This is a genomic window from Prevotella dentasini JCM 15908 (genome assembly GCF_000614065.1).
Lineage (GTDB): Bacteria > Bacteroidota > Bacteroidia > Bacteroidales > Bacteroidaceae > Prevotella > Prevotella dentasini.
Map to the genome: position 1 here is coordinate 1 of NZ_BAKG01000017.1, position 22,651 is coordinate 22,651.

Below are 22,651 nucleotides of genomic sequence, written 5' to 3' on the forward strand. Positions count from 1 at the left end.
CAACCAACCTGTAGGGACAGGCCTCGTGCCTGTCCGCCACACGCTCATCGGACAGACACGCGGTCTGTCCCTACATTTTCGCTTGCCACAAACAGGGGATTCGTGCCTGAAATCTGTCCTTTATACGGATTCTGTCTGCGCTATAGGAGGAGTGCAACCAACCTGTAGGGACAGGCCCCGTGCCTGTCCGCCATACTCATATCGGACAGACACGCGGTCTGTCCCTACATTTTTGATTGCTGTCAAAGGAAGATTCAAGCCCCGAAAGCGGCTTTGGGGGAGGGAATGTATAAATTGTTGATAATCAGCAGAATAGAAACGGAGAAACAAAAATGGTATTCCGGCAATGTGAAAGTGCCACTTTGACCATGCGAAAACGGTACTTTGACTATGCGAAAACGGCACTTTCGTTTCATGGCAAAGACTGGCCGGCTCTTATATGCAGCAGGATGGCCGAACGGCAATGCCGGACGGAAAGGGCGGCGAGTGGTAGATGGTGGCATTTCCGGTGCAGGGCGGCGGTGGCGGAAGTCCGGCTGCAGTCTGCCGGCGGCCGTCTTCTCATATCAGGCTGAGCAGGAGGGCCACAAGGGCGATGCCGCCCTGCTTGACGACGATGAGGGGATGGCTGGTGATGCTCCCGTAGATGGCGACGAGAACTATGTAGCCCAGCAGGAGCTGCATCCAGAGCCTGTTGCCCGGAATCCACACGGCAAGGAGGAGAAGGACGGCAAGAAGCCCGTTGTAGACGCCTGATTGCGGAACAGGGTGCGGACGGCCGGCTGCCGAAGCTCGTCGGCGGAGATGCTGAAGACGCGTGCGGTGGTTGCCGACGTGGTGAGGACGGTCTCCAAGAGCATGATGTAGAGATGCTCGAGGGCGGAGAGGGTGGCGAGAATCTGTATGAGGGTCTGCATGGCGGCGGTACTTTGTGATGACGGGATGGGGAACAATAAGGCGCGAAGTGCCTGACGGTACTTCGCGCTTCCGTTATGATTTGCCTATAGGAAAGGTTTCGCTATGATTACTTCAGGGCGGCTACCTTGCTGTCGACGTGGCTGATGGCGTGCTCGGGCATCTGGTTGAAGAGGTCGATAATCTCGCTCACGGTGTATTCCTCCTCCACTTGCTCGTCGATATACTTGGCGATGAAGTTCTGAGAAGCGCGGTCTTTCTCATCGTCGGCAACGTCTGCGAGCTTGTTTATGAGTTCGGTAACGTGCTGTTCGTGCTTGAGGGTCTCCCTGAATATTTCCTCGGGGCTGTTCCATTCGGTCGGAACGGCGTCGATAGTGCCGAAGCTCGCCCTGCCGTTGCGCTGGCAAACGTAGTTGGCCATGTCGAGTGCGTGTCCGCGCTCTTCCTCGGCCTGCTTTGCCATCCAGCCTGCAAAGCCTCTCCATCCCTTGTTGCGGAACCAGAACGACATCTGAAGGTAGAGGTTAGACGACCAAAGTTCTGCTGTAATCTGTGCGTTGAACGCATCTTGCATCTTTTTGCTGATATCCATAAGCTGTATTTTTGTTTTAATAGTTTGTACTTTTTGCAAAGTTAGATGTTTTTCCGTGGACGGGCAAGGGTAACGGACTGATTAACATTATATTAACAGCTGACGGCCGTATGGCGGCTACCCGGGTGTCAGGCCCCGGCTGAGGAAGAGGTCCGCCGTCTCCGTGCGGCCGTCGCGTCAGGAGCAGTCAGATGCGTGCGGAGGGCCTGCCGTGGCTCCGGTCGTGGGACAGGGGGTTAGGAAACGGCGGATGCGCTGCTTACAAGCAGGATGTAGCGGACGACTTTCCCCAAGGTGATGGTGAAGACGGAAAGGGGAATGTTGGCGCGCGTAAGCCCGAGCACGATGGTGATGGCACTGCCGAGGATGGGCAGGAAGGCGAAGATGCCCATCCATGCACCGTGTCCTGCCATGAAGCGTTTGGCGCGGTCGAGCGATTCGGGCTTCACGCGCAGGTAGCGTTCTATCCAGTCGAGGTTGCCGAGCCGCCCGAGTCCGTAGTTGAGCATGGCACCGAGAACATTGCCCACGCTGCCGTAGATGATGAGGGGGACAGGTTGCAGTCCGGCGGCAAGGAGTCCGAGCATGACGACCTCGCTGCTGAAGGGCAGGAAACTGCCTGCGAGAAAGGCCGAGGCGAGCATGCCCCAGTAGCCGTAGTCTAAAAGGAAATGGGTAAGGAAGTCCATAGGTTGTAGGCGGTGAGGACGAGCGAGAGGACGACGAGCACGCGGAAGGTGATGTCGCTCAGCCTGCTGTGGGTCAGGGCAATGAAGTGTCCGATAAGCGGGGCGGTGGATACGGTGATGATACCGAGCAGCGGCTCGTAGTGCTGGGGCTGTAGCGCGGCGAAGGCGATGGCTGCCAAGTCTGCCGCAACGAATATCTGACAGAGCAGGCGCGTGCGGATGTTGTCGCGGCGGCGTTGCAGAACCACGTGCGCCATGCCGATGAGGGCGCAGAGGAGCACCATGGAGATGGTCATAATCTGGTTCACCGACAGCATGCCGTAGTCGGGGACGGGCTGGAATACGGCTATCTCGGCAAAGTGGCCGACGAGTTTCGACGGTTCCTGCCGGAAGAGGTAGTAGCCTCCGAGGAAGAGATTGGGGAAGACAAGGCCGAAGATGGACGAGACGAAGCTGCGCAGGCTAAGTGCCAAGAGGTTGGTGCGCATGATTATCCACAGCATGGGGACGAAGAGAAGGGTCTGTACCCATACGACGCTGCTAAGCCCTACGCACAGGAAAGCGTAGAAAGTCCACCCCTGCGACTGCGTGTCCTGATAGCAGCGGAAGGCGATGATGTAGTAGCCTACGGTACACAGGATGACGATGGCGGCCCGGATGGAGGTGAACTGGAACGTTGCCATCGTCGTAAGGACGAGGAACGAGCAGGAAATCATGCGGCTGTAGATGCGGATGAGGGCGTTGCTGTTGTTCAGCTCCATCATCAGGTAGGTGGAAAAGACGAGGCACAGCAGGGGCAGTATGGCGGCATGGTCGAAGTAACCGACCACCGCCCATACGGCAACGGCTATCGGCATGACGGTGGGAAGAAGCCAACGGCTCTCCGCTATGCGGTTCTGTAAGCGTTTTTTCTGCATAATCTGGGGAACACCGGGCTGCGGCAGGGGCAGGAGAGGGTAGAGACAAAGGGTCTGCCGCTATGGAATACAGTGCTCCGGCGGTATGCGGCAACAAGTTCCGGCGGCCGTATGGCAGTTGCCTTTGCCTTCTCCTGCTCCTTCGGATTCTTGGTTTTTCCTCCCGCTACAGGTCTTGTCCGATGTCCTTTCTGAAGTATTTGTCCTTAAAATCAATCTTGGCGGCCTCGCTGAAGCTCTTGCGCAGGGCTTCCTCCTTGTCGCGCCCGTAGGACGAGACGGCGATGACGCGTCCGCCGGCGGTTACGGTCTGTCCGTCCTTGATGGCGGTTCCGCTGTGGAAGACGACCGAGCCGTCTACCCGTTCGAGTCCGCTGATGGGATAGCCCTTGACGTATGACTCGGGATAACCGCCGCTGACGAGCATCACGCAGACTGCCGCGCGTTCGTCGAACTCTGCCTTGCACTGGTCGAGCGTGCCCGTAGCGACACCTTCAAACAGGTCGACGAGGTCGCTCTTCAGGCGGAGCATGACGCTTTCCGTCTCGGGGTCGCCCATCCGGCAGTTATATTCGATGACCATAGGTTCGCCTTCCACGTTGATGAGACCGAAGAAGATGAAGCCCTTGTAGTCTATCCCCTCCTCGCGTAGACCGTCTACCGTGGGTCGGATGATGCGGTCTTCGACCTTCTGCATCCACTCCTTCGTGGCGAAGGGAACGGGCGTTACGCTGCCCATTCCGCCCGTGTTGAGTCCTGTGTCGTGCTCGCCGATGCGCTTGTAGTCCTTGGCTTCGGGCAGAATCTGGTAGTGCTCGCCGTCGGTCAGTACGAAGACGGAACACTCGATGCCCGTGAGAAACTCTTCGATGACGACCTTTGCCGATGCGTTTCCGAACATTCCGCCGAGCATTTCGCGCAGTTCGCGCTTTGCTTCGTCGAGTGTCGGGACGATGAGCACGCCCTTTCCGGCCGCCAGTCCGTCGGCCTTGAGCACGTAGGGGGGCTGGAGCGTCTCGAGAAAGCGCATGCCCTGCTCCACGGTCGTGCCGTCGAAGGTCCCGTAGGCGGCTGTGGGGATGTGGTGGCGTTTCATAAACGCCTTGGCAAAGTCTTTCGACCCTTCGAGCACCGCGCCTGCCTTGGATGGCCCGATGACGGGAATGGCGGCCGTGCGCGGGTCGTTTCGGAAATCGTCGTAGATGCCTTTGACCAGCGGGTCTTCCGGCCCGACCACCACCATGTCTACTTTCTGCCCGGCGGCGAAGTCCTTCAGCCGCCCGAACTCGTTCACCCCGATGGGCACGTTCGTACCCACGGCAGCCGTACCGGCATTGCCCGGTGCGATGAAGAGTTGTTCACACTTTGCGCTCTGCGCGATTTTCCATGCCAAGGCGTGCTCGCGGCCGCCGCTGCCTAAAAGAAGTATTCTCATAAAAACATTCCTCCCGGCTGTCCCCTCCGCCGTCTTCTCCTTGTCGGGAGGGCGGTGGTGGACGGCCTGTGGGTATTATTGGTGTTGCTGTTTGGCGTTGTGTGCCGGTGTAAGGACTGCGACGGTGCCGCAATCTGCCGGACTTCAGCCCTTGGATATGGCCTTCCTGCCCTTCCTTTTGCGGAGGGGCAGGGGGCGGGGTGGGGGCTGCGGCTACTTCAGATAGTCCTCAAAGTACTGCGTAATACGCTCGTGGAGGTGTACGCTCTGGTGTCCGCGCATGTTGTGAGGCTCACCGGGATATACGAAGAAGTCCGGCTGCGTGCCTGCACCGATACATGCTTTCAGGAAGGAATAGGCGTGCTGGGGAACTACCACGGGGTCGTTGAGACCGATGATGACCTGCAGCTTGCCTTTCAAATCCTTGGCCTTGCCGAGCAGCGAAGTCTGTGCGTAGCCCTCGGGATTGCTCTGCGGCGTGTCCATATAGCGTTCGCCATACATTGCCTCGTACCATTTCCAGTCTATGACCGGGCCGCCTGCCACTGCCACCTTGAAGACATCGGGGTAGTTGGTGGTCAGGGAGATGGTCATGAATCCGCCGAATGACCATCCGTGTACGCCGATGCGGTCCTTGTCTACGTAGGGAAGCGACTGCAAATACTTCACGCCCTGCATCTGATCCTTCATTTCTTCCTGTCCGAGATGGCGGAAGGTGGCCTGCTCGAACGCCTTGCCGCGGTTCTCGCTGCCGCGGTTGTCGAGGATGAAGAGGAGGTATCCCTTCTGCGCCATGTAGGTTTCCCATCCGCGTGAACCGTAGTGCCACGTAGCGTCGACGTTGTGGGCGTGAGGCCCTCCGTACACATAGACCACGGTAGGATACTTCTTCGACGGGTCGAAACCGACGGGCTTCACCATTCGCCAGTAGAGGTCAGTTGTTCCGTCGGCTGCCTTCACTGTTCCGCACTCATATTCCGGCACGCTGTATCCCTCCCACGGGTTCTTGGCGGTGAGCCAGTTGATGCGCGAGGACTTTGCACCGACGCTGATGATGTCAATCTTCCGCGGTACGGAAGGTTCGCTGTAAGAGTCGAAGACCTGCGTTCCGTCGTCGGCAATGGTGGCATAGTGGTAGCCCTTTCCGTTGTCGAGAAGCGTGCGCTTGCCCGTCTCGGTGCTGACGCTCCATATATTCCGCTGAATGGGCGAGCACTCGTTGGAGGCATAGATGACCGACTTGGTCTTGCTGTTGAATCCGAGCAGCTCCATGACTACCCACGGGCCTTTGGTCAGCTGGCAGACTTCCTTCCCCTCCTTATTATATATATAAAGGTGGTTGTATCCGTCGCGCTGGCTCTGGAGGATGAACTCGCTGCTGTTCCACGGCAGGAACTGTATGGATGGAGGGGTTCTACATACTTCGCGTCGGTCTCGCGGTAGAGTTCGGTGAGCCTGTCGCCCGTGGCGGCATCGTATGCAACGAGCCTGCAATCGTTCTGGTCGCGGTTCAGCTCGAACATGTAGATGGTCTTGCTGTCGGTGCTCCATGCGATGTTGGTGAAATAGCGGTCGGTCGGGTCGCCTGCCTTGAGGTAGACGGTCTTGCCCGTGAGCAGGTCGTAGACGCCCACGGTAACCTTGTGAGAAGTCTCGCCCGCCATCGGATAGCGGATGGGCGAGGCCTTGGCAGCGCGCGACTCGCCCTCTTTCGGAGTCCAGTCAATCTCGGGGAAGTCTGCCATCGGATAGGCGGCAACCATGCTCTGGTCCATCCGATAGAACGCGAGCTGATTGCCGGAGGGGCTGAAGAAGAGTCCGCCGTCGATGCCGAACTCGTCCCGGTGTACTGCCTGTCCGTAAACAATGTCGCCGGATCCGTCGGTCGTCAGCTTGGTTTCCTTTCCCGAGGCATCCGCTACGTAGAGCTGGTCTCCGAGCACATAGGCTGTCGCACCTGACTTCTTGTTCCACTGCCGTGCCTGTGTGTTCTGCACGCGTGCCCACCGCTTCTCGAGCTTGCGGCTCTTGAAGTTGACGAGCATGTTCTCGCGGCCGTTCACGACGAGCACTACGGGCTTGCCGCCATACGGGAACTCTGCGGAATAGAGGTGGCGCACCTTCTCGTCGTCGGCAGAGAGGCCTGCCCAGCTATTGATGTCGGAGAGGGAGAACAGCCGCTTTTCCTTGCCCGTCTTCGGGTCTACGAGTGCGCAGTAGTCTGTCTCGGTGCGGACAAGCTGGTTGCCCCACCATGTGGTGTAGCGGCTCTCGGGCCGCATGTTGTGGTAGTTGTTGCCTCCGAAGTTGAGGTCTTCGAGTGTGAGCGTCTTCTGCTGTGCCATTGTCGGTGCAGGGGCGGCGAGTGTCAGACAGCACACCAACCCCAATGTTGTAAGTATTTTCATAGGTGATTGAACCTCATCCCGGCCCTCCTCCAAGGGGAGTGGGAAGGCGATATGCCCGCGGGTGAAGGCTGATGTTAAGTTGTTGTTATTATTAGTTTGTTATATTCATTTCTCGACAGGACCTGTTCCGCCCTTCGGGGGACGGGGACAGACCTCCGTCCCCTTACTCTCCGTCCTTCGGGCGGTGGTTGCCTCGCTGCCCGAAGGGCTTCCGTCCCATTCCGCCCTTTCCGCCGCGGCTGTCCCATCCCGGCCGGTCGCGCCGGTCATCGCGTCTGAAACGGCTGTCGGGCCGGTCGGATTTCCCGAACCTTGCCGGCCTGCGGTCGCGCCGGCCGTCGCTATCATCCCTGAACCTCGTGCCTCCGAAAGGCTTGCGCTCCAAGCTGTGGAAGGTGAAGGAGCGGATGTCCGCGTCTTCGTTCTCCTCCTGTTCATCAATCCGCTTCTTGAAATCGCGCTCCTTCTTGAAGCGGTGTTTCTCTGCCATCTCCCTCTTCTCTTCCTCGGTCTTTACGATGCCGCCCTCGTGGCGGAAGTCGCTCATCTTGCCGTCGAAGAGCTGATAGCGGCGGAACTCGCACTCCAGAGAGCCGTTGTAGACGGGAATCTTGATGCTGGGCTTGAGTCCTATCTGCCGGAAACACTCCTCGCGGTAGGACAGTATCCACGCATTGTTGCCCATGAACTGATGCTTCAGCCGTTCGCCTATCATCTTATAGGTCTCCAGAAGGTTGGGCGTGGAGATGCGCTCGCCGTAGGGCGGATTGACGACGAGGATGCTTTTCTCCTTGGGCTGGGTGAAGTCCTTGAAGTCCTGACACTCTATGGTGATGCTGCGCGACAGGCCTGCTGCGGCGACGTTGCGCCGTGCGGTGTTGACAGCCTTCATGTCGGTATCGTAGCCGTAGATGTGGTGGGTGAACTCGCGCTCGGCAGAGTCGTCGTTGTAAATCGTGTCGAACAGCTCTTGGTCGAAGTCGGGCCACTTCTCAAAGGCGAACTCCTTGCGGAAGACGCCCGGCGAGATGTTTCGCGCTATGAGGGCGGCCTCTATGGCAACGTTCCCGAGCCGCACATGGGGTCGATGAAGTCGGTCTCGCCCTTCCATCCCGTCATCAGAATCATTCCTGCGGCGAGCACCTCGTTGAGCGGTGCCTCCACGCGCTCCTGCCTGTAGCCGCGCCGGTGAAGCGACTCGCCGCTCGAATCGAGCGAGAGCGTGGCATTGTCCTCGGCTATATGGATGTTCAGGCGTATGTCGGGGTTGCTGACGGAAATATTCGGCCGGTTGCCCGTCTTCTCACGGAACTGGTCTACGATGGCGTCCTTCACCTTATAGGTAACGAACCGCGAGTTGGTAAACTCCTCGGAATAGACGACGGAGTCGACGGAGAAGGTCTTCCCCTTGAGTATGTATTTGCTCCAGTCTATCTTCCTGACCTCGTCGTACATGTCTTCCGCGCTCTTGGCCTTGAAGTGCGCGATGGGCTTGAGTACGCGAATGGCGGTGTGCAACTGGAAGTTGGCACGGTACATGAGTTCCTTGTCTCCTGTGAAGGACACCATCCGGCGGCCTGTCTGTACGTTATTGGCCCCGAGTTGGGTCAGCTCCTGTGCGAGGACAGGCTCAAGTCCCATGAAGGTTTTGGCGATGAGTTCAAATTCTTGCATTATCTTGTCTGTATTATTGTTCTGTCGTTCTGTTGCACGAAAACCCTGCCGCCGGCTGACGGCCGGGGAGACGGTGCAGACGCCCCGCGCTGACGGGGGTCTGATATGTTTGTGGTGTGTAGGCTGGCGGACGATAGTTCATGGTAGGCAGGGGAGGAGACGGCATGCGGAAATCCGGCGGTTGCCTCCTCTTCTGCGGCAGACGGCAGCAGACGGCCGCCACTGCGTCCGTGGGAGAAGCCCCCGGCGGACTCGTGTCCCGAAAGCCGGCTGACGACGCGCGTGAGCTGCTGAGCGATTTCCTGACTACTCATTGATGTCTCAAAATGTAATTACAATTCCATCTGCAAAGATACGCAATTATCTTGTTATTGCCGATGAATGGCGCGATTTTTTTGCCCTTGCCGTGCTGTATTTTGCCTGTCGTGTGGCGGAAGCGGCGTTATGGGCAGACGAAAGTGCCGTTTTCGCATGGTGAAAGCGGCAGTTTGACCAGACGAAAGCGGCTGTTTCGTTTTCCCGTCTCTATTCTGTTGATTGTCAGATGATTAGTTGGAAAGCATGCAGGGGATAGGTTTTGGAGTGGGGAAGAGAGGGGGTGAGCAGGTTGATATTCGGAGAGAAAGTACGGAATGAACAGATTCCGGGTGCGAACACCCTGTTTGCAGCAAGCGGAAATGTAGGGACAGACCGCGTGTCTGTCCGATACGAATATTGCGGACAGGCAAAGGGCCTGTCCATACGGATAACTTTCTGTTTGTCAAATGCTATTCCCTGTCTGCTTCAAGCTCCACTGCATCCTGACCATCATCCTTTTTCCTGTTCCTTGCCGTGTTGATTTTGTCCTGTATGCTCTGTATATGGGCGATGGCGTGGCGGCGTGCGGAGAGAATCTGGTAGCGGTAGACGAGGCAGGTGGCAAAGAAATAGACCGTCGTCTGAATCCACAGGGCTTGGTATTCGGGCAGGATGTCTTCGAGAGTTGCGCCCATCGACGAGATGCGGAGGAAACCGCGCACGCCGAAGGTGGAGGGAATGAGCCAGCCGATGCCCTGCCAGATGCCCGACATGTTGCTCTGTGGCCAGCTGATGCCGGTGAGGAAGAGGAACGGAACGGAGGTGAAGACAACGAGAAGCATGACATTCTCGCGGTAGCGACAAGGCAGGAGAGCATCATCCCGAAGAAGATGACCGCGAGGAGATAGGGAACGAGCAGGGCAATGAGGTCGCCCGGACGGGCAAGCATCGTGAAGCTGAACATCCGGGGGACCACGAGTGTGATGTAGGCGGCAAGGACGCAGTAAATCATAAAGTAGCAGAGCGATTTGCCCAGCACTATCTTGAAGATACCGTTATAGCGGTGGCTGATGGGGACGAGGTCCTGATAGCGGTTGTTCTCGCGTGCGGTGCCTGCCGAAAGTCCGATGCCGAGGAGGAGGGTCTGCTGCAGAATGAGGATGAGCACGCCCGGGAGGATGGCGTTGCCGTACCCTCCCGTGGCATTGAAGACAGGCTGTTCGTCGAAGGCGAGGGGCTGCGTGCTGAGCTGTTCCTCGCGGACGGTGAAGCTGCGCGACCGGGGTTTCTGTATGTCGGCGTTCATTCTGAGCGACACGGCCTGCGCGCTCTGGAAGATGGCCTTGTAGGTCAGCATCAGCGACATGTCGCAGTAGACGCTTACGTGAGCTTGTCCGCCGCGGCGGAGGGTTCGCTCGAAGTCGTCGGGGAAGTAGACTATGCCGTGCACGGCCTGCTTGCCCACGAGCCGCTGCGCCTCGGGAAGGCTGTTGCACCAGTAGGCGGCACGCACGTCGGGGGAGGCGTCAAAGTGGCGGACGAACTCGCGCGAGGTGGCGGAGTGGCAGTTGTCGACGATGGCCACGGGAACGTCGCGCACCACCTCGTTGTTGTATATCCACGAATAGAGCAGCGGATAGGCAAGGGGAACGAGGAGGAAGAATATCAGTACGCCCTCGTCCTTGACGGTGTTCTTCGTCTCGAGCCACCAGATGTAGCACAGGTCGGCAACGCCCTCCCTTATCTGTTGCCACAAGGAAGGTGTCGCGCGCCGCGCGCCGCCCCTCTCCGGCTGGGGAGAGGGCGATGTGCGGTGTGTATGTTTCTTCTTCTTTATCATCATGCTGAAGCTCCGGCGGTCTCCCTCCTGCGGCGAGAGGTGCCGCTTGTAAGTGGGAGCGCGGGCGTTTCTTTGTTATGAGGAGGTCTTGTCCCGGTTGTTTCACCTCTTGGGAGGGCCGCTCCCGGCTTGGGATGCAGGAGGGCGCGCGGTACGGGGCGGCCGGGATGTTATGGTATGTATACGTATTCGAGCATGGCGCGCTTGATGTTCCTGACCGTGAGCATCGGCAGCAGGGCGAAGGCTACGAGCGCGACGACGTATGGCCAAGCGTCGGCAAGGGGATAGCCGTTGAAGATGCAGATCTGGTAGAACATGTAATAGTGGCGCAGGGGTATCAGCCACGAAAACGACTGGAGCATGTCGTCCATGGCAAATACGGGGTAGGTGGCACCGCAGGCGGAGAAGCCGACGACCGCCCAGAGCGAACAGACGCTCATGGACATGCGGAGCGAGGGGACGAGTCCGAACATGAACACGCCGAAACCCTGCGAGGAAAGGACGGTGAGGACGGTCTGCAGGAGTATCATCGGAAGTCCGCCGGGATGCGGAAAGCCGAGATGCCCGTAGACATACCACTGAAAGCCGAGGAAGACCGTGAGGAAAATGAGCGTCTGGGGCAGGAGCTTCCCCGTCAGGCTACGAAGATGTTGTTGCCCGAGAGCCGCATCCAGTCGTGGGCACGCCCGAATTTCAGTTCCGTACCGATAGAATAGGCGGTGATGAGGAACATGAAGAGGACGAGGATGCCCGGTATCATGATGGAACTGAGGTAGATGTTGTAGTTCATCCACGGGTTGCCAATCGCGTGGAGGTCGATGGCGATGGGCTGCAGGAACGTCCTTATCTCTCCGTCGGTCTTTCCGAGCATCTGCAACTTGGCTGCTCCGACGGCGGCCGAGCCGAGTGTGGATATGGTCTTGAGGTCCTTGAAGAGCATGTTGCCCGCAACGAGGGTTACATTGCTGTAGTAAAAGGAAATCTTCGGCTGCCGTTGGCCGATGAGGTTGGCCGTTGTCCGCTGGGGAATGTAGAGGAAGGCATAGATGTCGCCGCGCTGTATGGCCCGCCGCGCCTCGTTGACGTTGGAATAGCGGGCCACGATGTCGGTGCTCTGAAAGGCATCGAGCTTCCTGATGAGGGCACGGGTGGTGGGCGTGTTGTCGTTGTCGACCACGCCGCACGGAAGGTCTTGCGGCACGCCCTCGTCCATCATCGACGTGAAGAAGAAGATGACGAACAGCGGAAAGAGCACCATGCAGGTGAGATATATCGGATTGGAGAGGAGGATGGAGACCTCGCGGCGAAGAAGAGGTGCCCATCCGAGGTTTCCGCGGAGGGGGAGGGAGAGGAAGCCTCTCTCATGGTCTCTCCCCGGAAGGGAGGAGAGCGGTATGCGGTGTTGCTTTTTCTTTTTCATAGGCGTAGTGGAAAGCTGCGGCAAACCGGCGGCATGCACGACCTGTGGTTGTTTTTTCCTGTGGGGCAGAACGCCTCCCCGGCCCGGCCGCAGGGGAAGAAGATGCCTGCGGTGTGCCCACAGGGGCAGTGCCGTCTTGCTCTGTGGGCTACAGCGGGCTCGCAGCCTGAAGTACACGGGAAAGCATGGGGAGGACCGGGACGAGCCCTCGCGCTATTTCCTTACTATCAGCGACATGCCCGGGCGCAGTCCGTCGACGGGCTTCAGGGGCACGGCTCTCACCTCGAAGGTCTTGAGGTCGTACTGCCCCGTGGTCTTCGTCGCCTTCCATACGGCGTAGGAGCCTTCGTCGCGGAGGGAGGTTACGCGGAGGGAGACGGTCTTCTTGAAGGCCGGGACGAAAGCCCTGACGATGCTGCCCACCTTCATTCCGTTCAGCTGGTCTTCGCGGATGTTGAACGTTCCCCACACATCGCCGGTCATGGCGATGCTCATTATCGGACTGCCCAAGCCTACCAGCTCGCCCACTTTCGGGTAGATGGTGGTAACTTCTCCGTCGGCCGTGGCCACCTGCACGGTTTCCCTGATGAGCGAGCGCACCACTTCGACCGCGGAACGTGCCGCCTGTGCCTGCTTGGCAGCGGCCCTTTTCGACTCTTCGCGTGCTCCGCTCTTGGCAAGTTCCCACTGCGATTTCGCCACCTCTACGGCTGCCTGCGTGCCCTTGTATGCCGTTGCAGCCTCGTCGCGCTTCTGTGCCGAGACCACGCCCTCGTCGAAGAGGCGGCTCAGCCGTCCGTAGGTCTTCTCGGCAAGGTCGTTGGCGGTTATGGCCTGCAGGTAAATCTGGTAGGCCGCCTCCACGGCCTCGCGGCGCGTGGGAGCCTCGGCCAGGTCGCTGAGGGCGTCGGTGGCACTGGCAGTCGCCTCTGCCACCTTCTCCTGTGCGTTGGCCTCGGGTATGGCAAGCACTGCAAGCGTGTCGCCCTTGTGTACGAAGTCGCCCTCCTTGACGCGTATCTCGGTGATTCGTCCGGGCAGCTTGCAGGCTACGCGGTACTCGCTGACTTCGACTTCTCCCTGTATAATCTCCTCGGCATCGTCGAAGGCGAAGAACCCTATCACCGCTACGGCCACCACAACGGCCACGAAACCGATGATGGCAAGGAGGATATTGTTGTGTTGTGATTTTGCTGACATATCTTTCTTTGGCTGATAAGCTGACGGGCAGACGGGCAGGCGGATTGCCTGCTCTTGCGAATCCAGACTGCCTCCGTTCCGACTTCGGGGTCTTAGCCCGCAGCTCTTACTTCAAAACTTTGACTTTCCAATTTCCTGTTTACATGTTTCCCATTGCCTTCTGTACGCCCGCTTCCGCCATGCGGACGGCGATTTCGGCATCTATGATGGCCGTCTTGGCTGCCTGCCATGCCGTTTGCGCGGTCATTACATCGGTGATGGTCATTACTCCTTCCTTAAATCCGAGGTTGGCGCAGCGCAGGCTCTCGTCGGCCGCCCTCATGTTCTTGTTGGCCGTGGCAAGCTGTCTGCTCGCGTTCTTGAGGCGGAAGCGGTTCTGCTCTATGTCGAGCTGAATCTTGCAGCGCACGTCGTCGAGTTCCATGCGTGCGATGGTCGTCGCCGTGCGTGCCGCCTTCACCTTGTACTTTCCTTCCCCCCAGTTCCAGATAGGAACTTGCACGACGATTCCAATGTTCCATATATCGGAGAATTTCTCCTGAAATCCGTTGAAGAGATTGGGATTGGAAACCGTGTATCCTGCCGTCAGGGCGACATGGGGACGATAGAGCGAGCGGACGAGCTTGGTGTTCTGTTCGCTCAGGCTCACCATATTCTGCAACAGCCGCACCTCGGGCCGTGCCGCGTAGGTGGTGTCCTGTGTCTCCTGCCGGAGCGAATAGGCTGGCGTAAGGTCGCTGACGTCCTCGTCGGCAAGGCGTATGTCGGCCGTCGAGGGCGATACCGCAGAGCTGACAAAGGGCCATCTTGGCGAGCGAGATGCCGTTCTCTATCTGCGTGATGTGGAGGTTGGCCGTGTTCAGCCCTACGTCTACGCGCAGCCCGTCGGCCCGCGTGGCGACTCCTTCCCGTATCATCTTGTGTACGTCGTCGTCAAATTTCTGCATCAGGTCGCGGTACTGCTCTGCCAGCTGCTGCTTTTTCTTCAGGGAAACGGCTATCCAGTACGCATTGTCCACAGCGAAGAGGACGTTCTGCCGTTTCAGTTCTATGTCGTTGGCAGCCATCTCCTCGCCAATCGCCGCCATGTCGTTGGCTGCCTTGATGGCCCCGCCCATGTAGACGGGCTGCGTGAGGAGGATGCTCCCTGCGTAGACATTCTTCGTGTTGGAGCGGAAAGCGTCGCGCACCGCCTGCCCGATGTTGTTGCCGGCCTGTGCGAGCGGCGTGACGACAGAGCCGACGACGGTTGCGAGCTGCTGCGCTGCCTCGGGACTGATAAGCCCCTGCTGTGCCAGAGCACCGATGCTTTCGCCTATGTTGCCGCCCAGCTTCCCTACCGTATTCGTCCCGATGCCGGAGAGGGCATCCTTCTGTTTGTCGCTGAGCAAGGATATTTCGCGCGAGAAATGCTCGTAGCCTGCCAGTCCGTCTACGCGCGGCAGGTACTTGGTCTTGGCTGCCCGGTGCACGTCGGCCGACACATCGGCGGTGAGACGCGATATTTTCAGCTGCCTGTTGTTGGCGAGGGCAAGCTGCCGGCACCGCTGAAGCGAATAGACTCCCTGTGCCGGCAGGAGAGCCGGTACGGCAAACGTGGCAAGCACGGCAAGGAGTATGGGTATTTTCTTCATCATTATTATATATAGGTCCTGCGGCCTTCGCTTCGTCTCCACCCCTCAGGGGATGGGAGAGTCAGCCGGCAAGAAGCCCCGTGTCCTTGCCGCCGCTGGGTAAGACTGCACCGGAGCCGCAGTGAACACAACGCCCTCCACGTGCCCCGCGGAGTGTCCGGCCGGACGTTTCCGCCCCTTTGGAGAGGCGAGGGGGAAGCTCTACGGCGACAAGAGCTGTACGGCTGCAAAATTACTCCTTTTTGTTTATAATGCCAATGGAAATGTGTTACGATGTGTTTATTGCGCCAAAATAGTACATTTTTGTGGTAAAAAAGACCAATTCTCGAAATTTTTGCTTACTTTTGCCAAAACTATTGTAATTACTACAAGTTAAACAAACATTACAGATACAATGAAACGGACAGGATTCTTCTACCGGGTCTTCGACTTATACTACGACGGTTTCAGGCAGATGACGCTGGGCAAGACGCTCTGGGCGGTGATACTGATAAAGCTCTTCATCATGTTTGCCATCCTGAAAGTGTTCTTCTTTCCCAATATAATAAAGGAGAAGGCACAGCCCGGGCAGGAAGCCCAGTTCGTGGCAGGGCAGGTGCTGAAATAGCCCTTCGCCGTCCTGCCGGTCCGCAGGGGGGCAGCAGACGACACATAATTATTAAAATATTCATCAAATCACAAGACAATGGGAAATCTACTGTTGGCCATTGATCCCGGCACAGTCGACTGGTCGCGGGCACAATTCGCCCTGACCGCCATCTATCACTGGCTTTTCGTGCCGCTGACACTTGGCCTGGCCGTCATCATGGGTATTATGGAAACGTGCTATTACCGCACGCGTAAGGAATTCTGGAAGACTGCCGCCCGGTTCTGGCAGCGGCTCTTCGGCATCAATTTTGCCATGGGCGTTGCCACGGGCATCATACTTGAGTTCGAGTTCGGAACGAACTGGAGCAACTATTCATGGTTCGTGGGCGACATTTTCGGCGCGCCGCTCGCCATAGAGGGCATCCTTGCCTTCTTCATGGAGTCTACCTTCGTGGCCGTCATGTTCTTCGGCTGGAAGAAAGTATCGCCGGGCTTCCACCTCGCCTCGACGTGGCTGACAGGCCTCGGAGCGACCATCTCGGCATGGTGGATTCTGGTTGCCAACGCGTGGATGCAGTACCCGATAGGCTGCACGTTCAATCCCGACACGATGCGCAACGAGATGACATCGTTTGCGACGTGGCTCTCAGCCCGTTTGCCATCGACAAGTTCTTCCACACCATCACTTCCTCGTGGATACTCGGGGCCGCCTTCGCCGTGGGCGTGGGCTGCTGGTATCTCCTCAAGAAGCGGCACACCGAACTGGCCCGCCAGAGCGTGAAAATCGGTTCGATAGTCGGACTGACGGCCTCGCTCCTCGCCGCCTTCACGGGCGACAACTCCGCCTACATGGTAGCGCAGACGCAGCCTATGAAGCTCGCCGCAATGGAGGCCCTGTATAAGGGCGGAAAGGCCCAGTCGCTTACGGGCGTGGCCCTGCTCAACCCCTTCAGCCAGCCCGACTACATGAACGAGAGCGAGCCTCCGATGCGCATTGCCGTGCCGAACATGCTCTCGCTGCTCGCCACCCACGATGCCGACGGATTCGTGCCGGGCGTGCAGGACATCATCAAGGGATATACCAAGGACGACGGGACGCGCGAACCCTCCCTGCAAGAGAAGATGGCCCGCGGACGAAACGCCATAGCCGCGCTGAAAGACTACCGCTCGGGCAACAAGACAGCCGAGAACCTCCGCGTGCTCAACGAGGACATGAAGTACTTCGGCTACGGCTACATCAAGGATGCCGCCCAAACCGTTCCCTTCATCCCCGTCAACTTCTGGGCGTTCCGCATCATGGTAGGCTTGGGCACGCTCTTTATCCTTGCCTTTGCGGTTCTGCTCTTCTTCGTCTACAAGAAGGACATCACCCGTCCGCGCTGGCTGCAGATGGCCGGCATCGCCCTCATTCCGCTGTCCTACATCGCCAGCGAGAGCGGATGGCTCGTAGCCGAGTTCGGCCGTCAGCCGTGGACCATTCAGGACATGCTCCCCACGTGGGCGGCCGTGAGCGACATTTCCAGCGGCGGCGTTGCCCTGACCTTCTTCCTCTTCCTCATCCTCTTCACGACGATGCTGGCAGTGGAAATCAGCATTATGTGTAAGCAAATAAAGAAAGGACCCGAACTATGACCTACGAATTTCTTCAACACTACTGGTGGTTCATCATCGCCCTCTTGGGAGGCCTCCTCGTCTTCCTGATGTTCGTTCAGGGTGCCAACTCCATGATATTCCAGCTCGGCAAGACCGCCGAGGAACGCCGCATGCTCATCAACTCGACGGGCCGCAAGTGGGAGTTCACCTTCACCACCCTCGTAACCTTCGGCGGAGCGTTCTTCGCCTCGTTCCCACTCTTCTACAGCACGAGCTTCGGCAGTGCCTACTGGGTATGGCTCGCCATCCTCTTCACGTTCATCATACAGGCCGTCAGCTACGAGTTCCAGAACAAGGCAGGCAACCTTCTCGGCGTGAAGACGTTCCAGACCTGCCTTATCATCAACGGACTCCTCGGGCCGCTGCTCATCGGCGGAGCCGTGGCAACGTTCTTCACGGGGTCGAACTTCACCGTGGAGAAGGCGAATATCGTCAACGACCTGCAACCCGTCATCTCGCAGTGGGCCAACGGCTCGCGCGGACTCGACGTGCTTCTCAACCCTTGGGTGGACATCTTCGGGCTGGCCGTGGTCTTCCTCGCCCGTGTGCTCGGCACGCTCTACATTAACAACAACGTGAACGACGACGCCATCCGCGGCCGCATCCGCCGCCATCTGCTCATCAATGCGGTGCTCTTCCTCGTCTTCTTCCTCGCTTTCTTGGCGAAGACCCTCGCCAGCGACGGCTTCGCAGTGGCTGCCGACGGCACCATCGTGATGGAACCGATGAAGTATCTCAACAACCTCACCGAGATGTGGCCTCTCGCCGTTGTCTTTCTCGCAGGCGTAGTCCTCGTGCTCTTCGGCATCGTCCGGACGCTGCTCAAGCCCCACTACGTCCGCGGCATCTGGCCTGCAGGCATCGGCGTGGTGCTCGTCGTCATCGTCCTCTTCCTCATTGCCGGATGGAACTCCACGGCCTACTATCCGTCCACGGCCGACCTGCAGAGTTCGCTGACCATCCAGAACAGCTGCTCGAGCGAGTTCACCCTGAAGACCATGTTCTACGTCAGCTTCCTCGTTCCGTTCGTTCTTGCCTACATCGTCTACGCTTGGCGCAGCATCGACAGCAAGGAGATAGACCGGCAGGAGATAGCCGAGGACGAAGAGGCGTATTAATATATTCCGCCCCTTTTGCCTCCCCGGGAGCGCAGGGCTGTCCGCCCCCGTTTCCCGTGCAGGCTTGTTCACGAAATGAAAGTGCCGTTTTCGTTATGCGAAAGCGGCACTTTCGCATAGTTAAAGCGGCACTTTCGTATCCTCGCCTTTATTAGTCTGATTATCAATTGTTTATTCAGGAAGTATGTCGTAAACAAATTCAAGGCGTCAATCCCCTGTTTGCAGCAAGCGGAAGTGTAGGGACAGACCACGTGTCTGTCCGATGAGCGTATGGCGGACAGGCACGGGGCCTGTCCCTACAAGTCGGTTGCTCTCCACCTGTAAGCCAGACAGAAGATACATAAAGGACAGATTCAAGGCGCGAATCCCTGTTTGCAGCAAGCGGAAGTGTAGGGACAGACCACGTGTCTGTCCGATACGAGTGTGGGCGGACAGGCAGCCTGCAAATCTCAGCCCACGCCATCCGACTGCCCGAATCTGTCTGCCGGTGCAACTGTCTGGGCACTTTCAAAATGGTAAACCGCTGCTTTCGTTTGATAGGCAAACCGTGCTGAAAATCAGCAAGTGGTATGTTCCGATTGTCCTCCTTTTGCTTAGTACAGATAGCAAAATGCAGGTCGAAGGGCGCAACGGCAGGGCTTACCGTGTTATTTTCTGTGAAATGCTTGCCATTTCGGTTTTTTCTTTATAATTTTGGTGCTCGAAAGCGAGGATAAGGAAAGCGTTTCCCCCGGCTGCCCTACAAGAGCGGCGGCGGCAGGACACGCAACCTTGTTCCCCGACAGGAGGACACGGGGCCGGCAGCACAGCCCGCGCGGCCTGTTTGGCGTGCATCCTCCCATTGTCTTCCGCGCAGGATATTCATTTATTTATAAAACAATAAGGTAATTATGAAGATTGAAAAAGTACATGCTCGCGAGATTCTCGACTCACGTGGCAATCCGACAGTCGAAGTAGAAGTAACCCTCGAAAACGGTGTTATGGGCCGTGCAAGCGTTCCGTCCGGTGCATCTACCGGCGAGAACGAGGCTCTCGAACTCCGCGACGGCGACAAGGGCCGTTTCCTCGGCAAGGGTGTCCTGAAGGCTGTTGAGAACGTGAACAACGTCATCGCACCGGCCCTGAAAGGCTGCTGCGTACTCGAGCAGCGTGCTATCGACTACAAGATGCTCGAACTCGACGGTACTCCTACCAAGAGCAAGCTCGGTGCAAACGCTATCCTCGGCGTATCGCTCGCCGTTGCTCAGACCGCTGCCAAGGCTCTGAACATCCCCTTGTACCGCTACATCGGCGGTACCAACACCTATACGCTGCCCGTTCCGATGATGAACATCATCAACGGCGGTGCTCACTCCGACGCCCCCATCGCCTTTCAGGAGTTCATGATTCGCCCGGTAGGCGCATGCTGCGAGAAGGAAGCTATCCGCATGGGTGCCGAAGTGTTCCACGCACTGGCCAAGAACCTCAAGAAGCGTGGCCTCTCCACCGCTGTCGGCGACGAAGGCGGCTTTGCTCCTAAGTTCGACGGCATCGAGGATGCCCTCGACTCCATCATTCAGGCCATCAAGGACGCAGGCTACGAACCGGGCAAGGACGTGAAGATTGCCATGGACTGTGCTGCATCGGAGTTCGCTACATGCGAGAACGGCAAGTGGTTCTACGACTACCGCCAGCTGAAGAACGGCATGCCGAAGGACCCCAACGGCAAGAAGCTGACTGCCGACGAGCAGATTGCCTACCTCGAAGAGCTGATTACGAAGTATCCTATCGACTCCATCGAGGACGGTCTCGACGAGAACGACTGGGACAACTGGGTGAAGCTGACTGCCAAGATTGGCGACCGCTGCCAGCTCGTAGGCGACGACTTGTTCGTTACCAACGTGAAGTTCCTCGAGAAGGGCATCAAGATGGGTGCTGCCAACTCTATCCTTATCAAGGTGAACCAGATTGGTTCGCTGACCGAGACTCTCGAGGCCATCGAGATGGCTCACCGCGCAGGCTATACCTCCGTAACCTCTCACCGCTCCGGCGAGACCGAGGACACTACCATTGCCGACATTGCCGTTGCCACCAACTCGGGTCAGATAAAGACTGGTTCCATGTCGCGTACAGACCGTATGGCCAAGTACAACCAGCTCATCCGCATTGAGGAGGAACTGGGCTGCACCGCAAAGTACGGCTTTGCGAAGCTGAAGTAAGCAGCCTTTCCCTGTCCCTCCCGCTCCGGGGAGGGAATCCTGACGGATGAAGGGAAGACGACAGAATAAAAAAAGGATTGCCCTTGATGGGGCAATCCTTTTTTCGTTTACGCGTAAATCCGTTTTCGGATAGGCCGGCGGACAGGAATACGCATTGTCAGGAGCATACCGGCATGCGTGTTCCCTATCACAAACGAAGCGCACGCAGCTTGTAGGGACAGGCCCTGTGCCTGTCCGCTCCGTGTGTTTCGGACAGACACGCGGTCTGTCCCTACACTTCCGCTTGGCACAAACAGGGGATTCGCGCCTGAAATCCGGGCTTCCTGCACATTCTGCCTGCATCACAAACGAAGCGCACGCAACCTGTAGGGACAGGCCCTGTGCCTGTCCGCCAAACGTGAACATTGCTCCCACACCGCCTTCGGGCTGTGCTATCTTCGTTGCCACGGCGTTGAGGGTCGGGTTCTGTAGCCGGGTGTAGAAGTGGCCGGTCCTCTTCAGACCGAAGAGCATGGCTATCTCTTCGGAACATTCATACTTGAAGGTAATGCTCTTAACGATGGACGGCTCTACAGGCTCACCGTTTTTGGCCTTCCATCCTCCGCGGACGCAGAGGGTAGAAGGCCTTAACTGTTATATAATGGATTTTTTATGACCTGCTCCTAAACTCTTTCCCAGTAGGGAGATACAACATGCACGCCCGGCAAAGGACAAGCCGGGAAAGAGCGGAGAGGGGTGTGATTGATAGTGAATAATTCAGTATCGGGAGCAGACCTTACACTTCTACCGCCTCGGTGTTGGGCACTTCGCGTTCGCGGAGCATCTGATCGAGACTCTTGAAGGTATAGGCTGCCTTGTCCTTGACGTAGTTGGTGGCAAATCGGTTGCGCAGGTCGATGAGCTTCTGCATGGCCTCCGGATAAGTCTCGGCGGTGATGCGGTCGGCCATCTGCTTGGCATTGACGGGCGTAAAGTCGAAGTATTGGATGAGCATCTGCTGGAACTGGCGGCGTTGCATCTCGTTCATCTGCTCCAGCTGTGCGTTCATCTTGTCCTTGGCGCGGTGAATGATGAATACCAACTCGTCGGGTTCGCCTCCCCGCTGTCCGTGGTCGTACTTCTTGTCGTAGTCGAAGTAGCAGTCGCAGAAGCCCTTGTCGGCAAGCTCCTGCAGCTCCTGCTTGGCAGGGTCGAGTACGCGCCGGCAGAAGTCGGAGAACTTCTTGTAGTTGTTTTCCAGCCGGAGCATCTTGCGGAACTCCACGGTCTTGATGACGGTCTTGCCCTTGTCAATCCACGACTCTATGAACATGTATATGCGCTGGGTGTACCTGTTCTTGCAGGCGAAGACTATCTGCTTGCCGAGACGGTGGTAGCCGAAGTCCAAGGATACCAGCCGCTCGGCTACGGTATGGTCGAGCTTGAGGATGGCATACTTGTTATAGGACCGGTCTTCGGGTATATAGACGTCGCAGAGGTTGGTTGCCTTGGTGTATTTCCGGCCCTCGGCGGTCTTGTAGGGAATCTCTACGGGGATGGAGGCCAGCATCTTCAGCGAGGTGCGGAGCTGCGGATAGTGGTTCGGGTCGACACCAAGCTCCTTGAAAGGCAGCTTGATGGGCATGCGGCCGTCCTCGTCAAGCTCGTTGGTACGGAAGATGTCGAGCTGCGTGCTCCGCTTGTTGTTGAGGATTCCGTGCAGGATGGACTGGAGGCTTTCGACGATGGAGACGAGTATCCGCACCTGAATGAGCGAATAGTCGTGGCGCATCATCGTTACGGCGATGGGCTGCAGGAGCCACGTCTCCTCCTCTATGGGGATGAGGTCGCCCGAGATGCCTCGCTTGACGGGGGCTTTCTGCGCCTTCGCACCTTTCTTGCGGACCGGCTTCCGTGCCGCGGACGTCGTTTTATTATCGGTTTCTGTCTTTGCCATAATGATAAAGCGTATAGGCGACAAAGATACGGAAAGTTTTCGACAATGAGGAATTTTGTGTTTCTATTTTTCTGTTTTTCATCAACGAAAACGCCTGCCGCCCTCGGGAAAGGACGGCAGGCGCATGATGTTAT

At 57.8% G+C, this 22,651-nt stretch carries 11 protein-coding genes and 8 pseudogenes; 4 read left to right on the top strand and 15 right to left on the bottom strand.

Translation table 11 applies throughout. The annotated features are described in order from the left end of the window. Nucleotides 1-561: 561 nt before the first annotated feature. From JCM15908_RS14425 to JCM15908_RS13375, 13 genes and pseudogenes are all read right to left on the bottom strand, one after another. Nucleotides 562-917 (bottom strand): annotated as a pseudogene (locus JCM15908_RS14425) (DUF1304 domain-containing protein). A gap of 107 nt (nt 918-1,024) precedes the next feature. Beyond that, nucleotides 1,025-1,510 carry a ferritin gene (locus JCM15908_RS09020; protein ID WP_025003095.1) on the bottom strand — a complete coding sequence of 162 codons (486 nt, stop codon included), beginning with the start codon at nt 1,508-1,510 and terminating at the stop codon, nt 1,025-1,027. Between the two features lie 236 nt (nt 1,511-1,746). Next, on the bottom strand, nt 1,747-2,199 hold the full coding sequence (locus JCM15908_RS09025) for a YqaA family protein (RefSeq protein ID WP_025003096.1): 453 nt from the start codon (nt 2,197-2,199) through the stop codon (nt 1,747-1,749). Continuing rightward, the gene (locus JCM15908_RS09030; protein WP_025003097.1) at nt 2,172-3,116 is read right to left on the bottom strand and encodes a hypothetical protein; all 945 of its coding nucleotides are present in this window, start codon (nt 3,114-3,116) and stop codon (nt 2,172-2,174) included. Before JCM15908_RS09030 ends, JCM15908_RS09025 begins: the two co-directional genes overlap by 28 nt. Before the next feature lie 166 nt (nt 3,117-3,282). Further along, nucleotides 3,283-4,551 carry a phosphoribosylamine--glycine ligase gene (gene purD, locus JCM15908_RS09035; protein WP_025003098.1) on the bottom strand — a complete coding sequence of 423 codons (1,269 nt, stop codon included), beginning with the start codon at nt 4,549-4,551 and terminating at the stop codon, nt 3,283-3,285. A gap of 213 nt (nt 4,552-4,764) precedes the next feature. Then, nucleotides 4,765-5,472 (bottom strand): alpha/beta hydrolase family protein, encoded by a 708-nt coding sequence (locus tag JCM15908_RS15620; RefSeq protein ID WP_373277422.1) that lies wholly within the window; start codon nt 5,470-5,472, stop codon nt 4,765-4,767. 207 nt (nt 5,473-5,679) lie between these two features. Further along, a pseudogene (locus tag JCM15908_RS15625) lies at nt 5,680-6,959 on the bottom strand (DPP IV N-terminal domain-containing protein); the annotation flags it as partial. Nucleotides 6,960-7,122: 163 nt separating this feature from the next. Continuing rightward, a pseudogene (locus JCM15908_RS13360) lies at nt 7,123-8,633 on the bottom strand (THUMP domain-containing class I SAM-dependent RNA methyltransferase). Then, complete coding sequence (locus JCM15908_RS14680; RefSeq protein ID WP_148295565.1) at nt 8,633-8,947, bottom strand: hypothetical protein; 315 nt, start codon at nt 8,945-8,947, stop codon at nt 8,633-8,635. Before JCM15908_RS14680 ends, JCM15908_RS13360 begins: the two are co-directional and overlap by 1 nt. 453 nt (nt 8,948-9,400) lie before the next feature. Next, nucleotides 9,401-10,773 (bottom strand): annotated as a pseudogene (locus JCM15908_RS13365) (ABC transporter permease). A gap of 167 nt (nt 10,774-10,940) precedes the next feature. After that, a pseudogene (locus JCM15908_RS13370) lies at nt 10,941-12,061 on the bottom strand (ABC transporter permease). Between the two features lie 342 nt (nt 12,062-12,403). Then, on the bottom strand, nt 12,404-13,390 hold the full coding sequence (locus JCM15908_RS09070) for an HlyD family secretion protein (protein ID WP_025003099.1): 987 nt from the start codon (nt 13,388-13,390) through the stop codon (nt 12,404-12,406). 139 nt (nt 13,391-13,529) lie between these two features. After that, nucleotides 13,530-15,024 (bottom strand): annotated as a pseudogene (locus JCM15908_RS13375) (TolC family protein). 394 nt (nt 15,025-15,418) lie between these two features. Here JCM15908_RS13375 and JCM15908_RS09085 point away from each other — a divergent pair. From JCM15908_RS09085 to eno, 4 genes and pseudogenes are all read left to right on the top strand, one after another. Beyond that, the gene (locus JCM15908_RS09085) at nt 15,419-15,631 is read left to right on the top strand and encodes a DUF4492 domain-containing protein (RefSeq protein WP_025003102.1); all 213 of its coding nucleotides are present in this window, start codon (nt 15,419-15,421) and stop codon (nt 15,629-15,631) included. 78 nt (nt 15,632-15,709) lie between these two features. Then, nucleotides 15,710-17,244: pseudogene (locus JCM15908_RS13380) on the top strand (cytochrome ubiquinol oxidase subunit I). Continuing rightward, nucleotides 17,241-18,383: a cytochrome d ubiquinol oxidase subunit II gene (locus JCM15908_RS09095; protein ID WP_025003103.1), complete on the top strand. Its 1,143-nt coding sequence runs from the start codon at nt 17,241-17,243 to the stop codon at nt 18,381-18,383. The pseudogene JCM15908_RS13380 and the gene JCM15908_RS09095 overlap by 4 nt, the downstream one beginning before the upstream one ends. A gap of 890 nt (nt 18,384-19,273) precedes the next feature. Beyond that, on the top strand, nt 19,274-20,581 hold the full coding sequence (eno, locus tag JCM15908_RS09100; RefSeq protein WP_025003104.1) for a phosphopyruvate hydratase: 1,308 nt from the start codon (nt 19,274-19,276) through the stop codon (nt 20,579-20,581). Between the two features lie 381 nt (nt 20,582-20,962). On the opposite strand, the pseudogene JCM15908_RS14430 reads toward eno, so the two are convergent. Together JCM15908_RS14430 and JCM15908_RS09105 are read right to left on the bottom strand one after the other, a co-directional pair. Further along, nucleotides 20,963-21,214 (bottom strand): annotated as a pseudogene (locus JCM15908_RS14430) (PLP-dependent transferase); the annotation flags it as partial. Between the two features lie 142 nt (nt 21,215-21,356). Then, nucleotides 21,357-22,517 carry a replication initiation protein gene (locus JCM15908_RS09105; RefSeq protein WP_025003105.1) on the bottom strand — a complete coding sequence of 387 codons (1,161 nt, stop codon included), beginning with the start codon at nt 22,515-22,517 and terminating at the stop codon, nt 21,357-21,359. Nucleotides 22,518-22,651 lie beyond the last annotated feature (134 nt).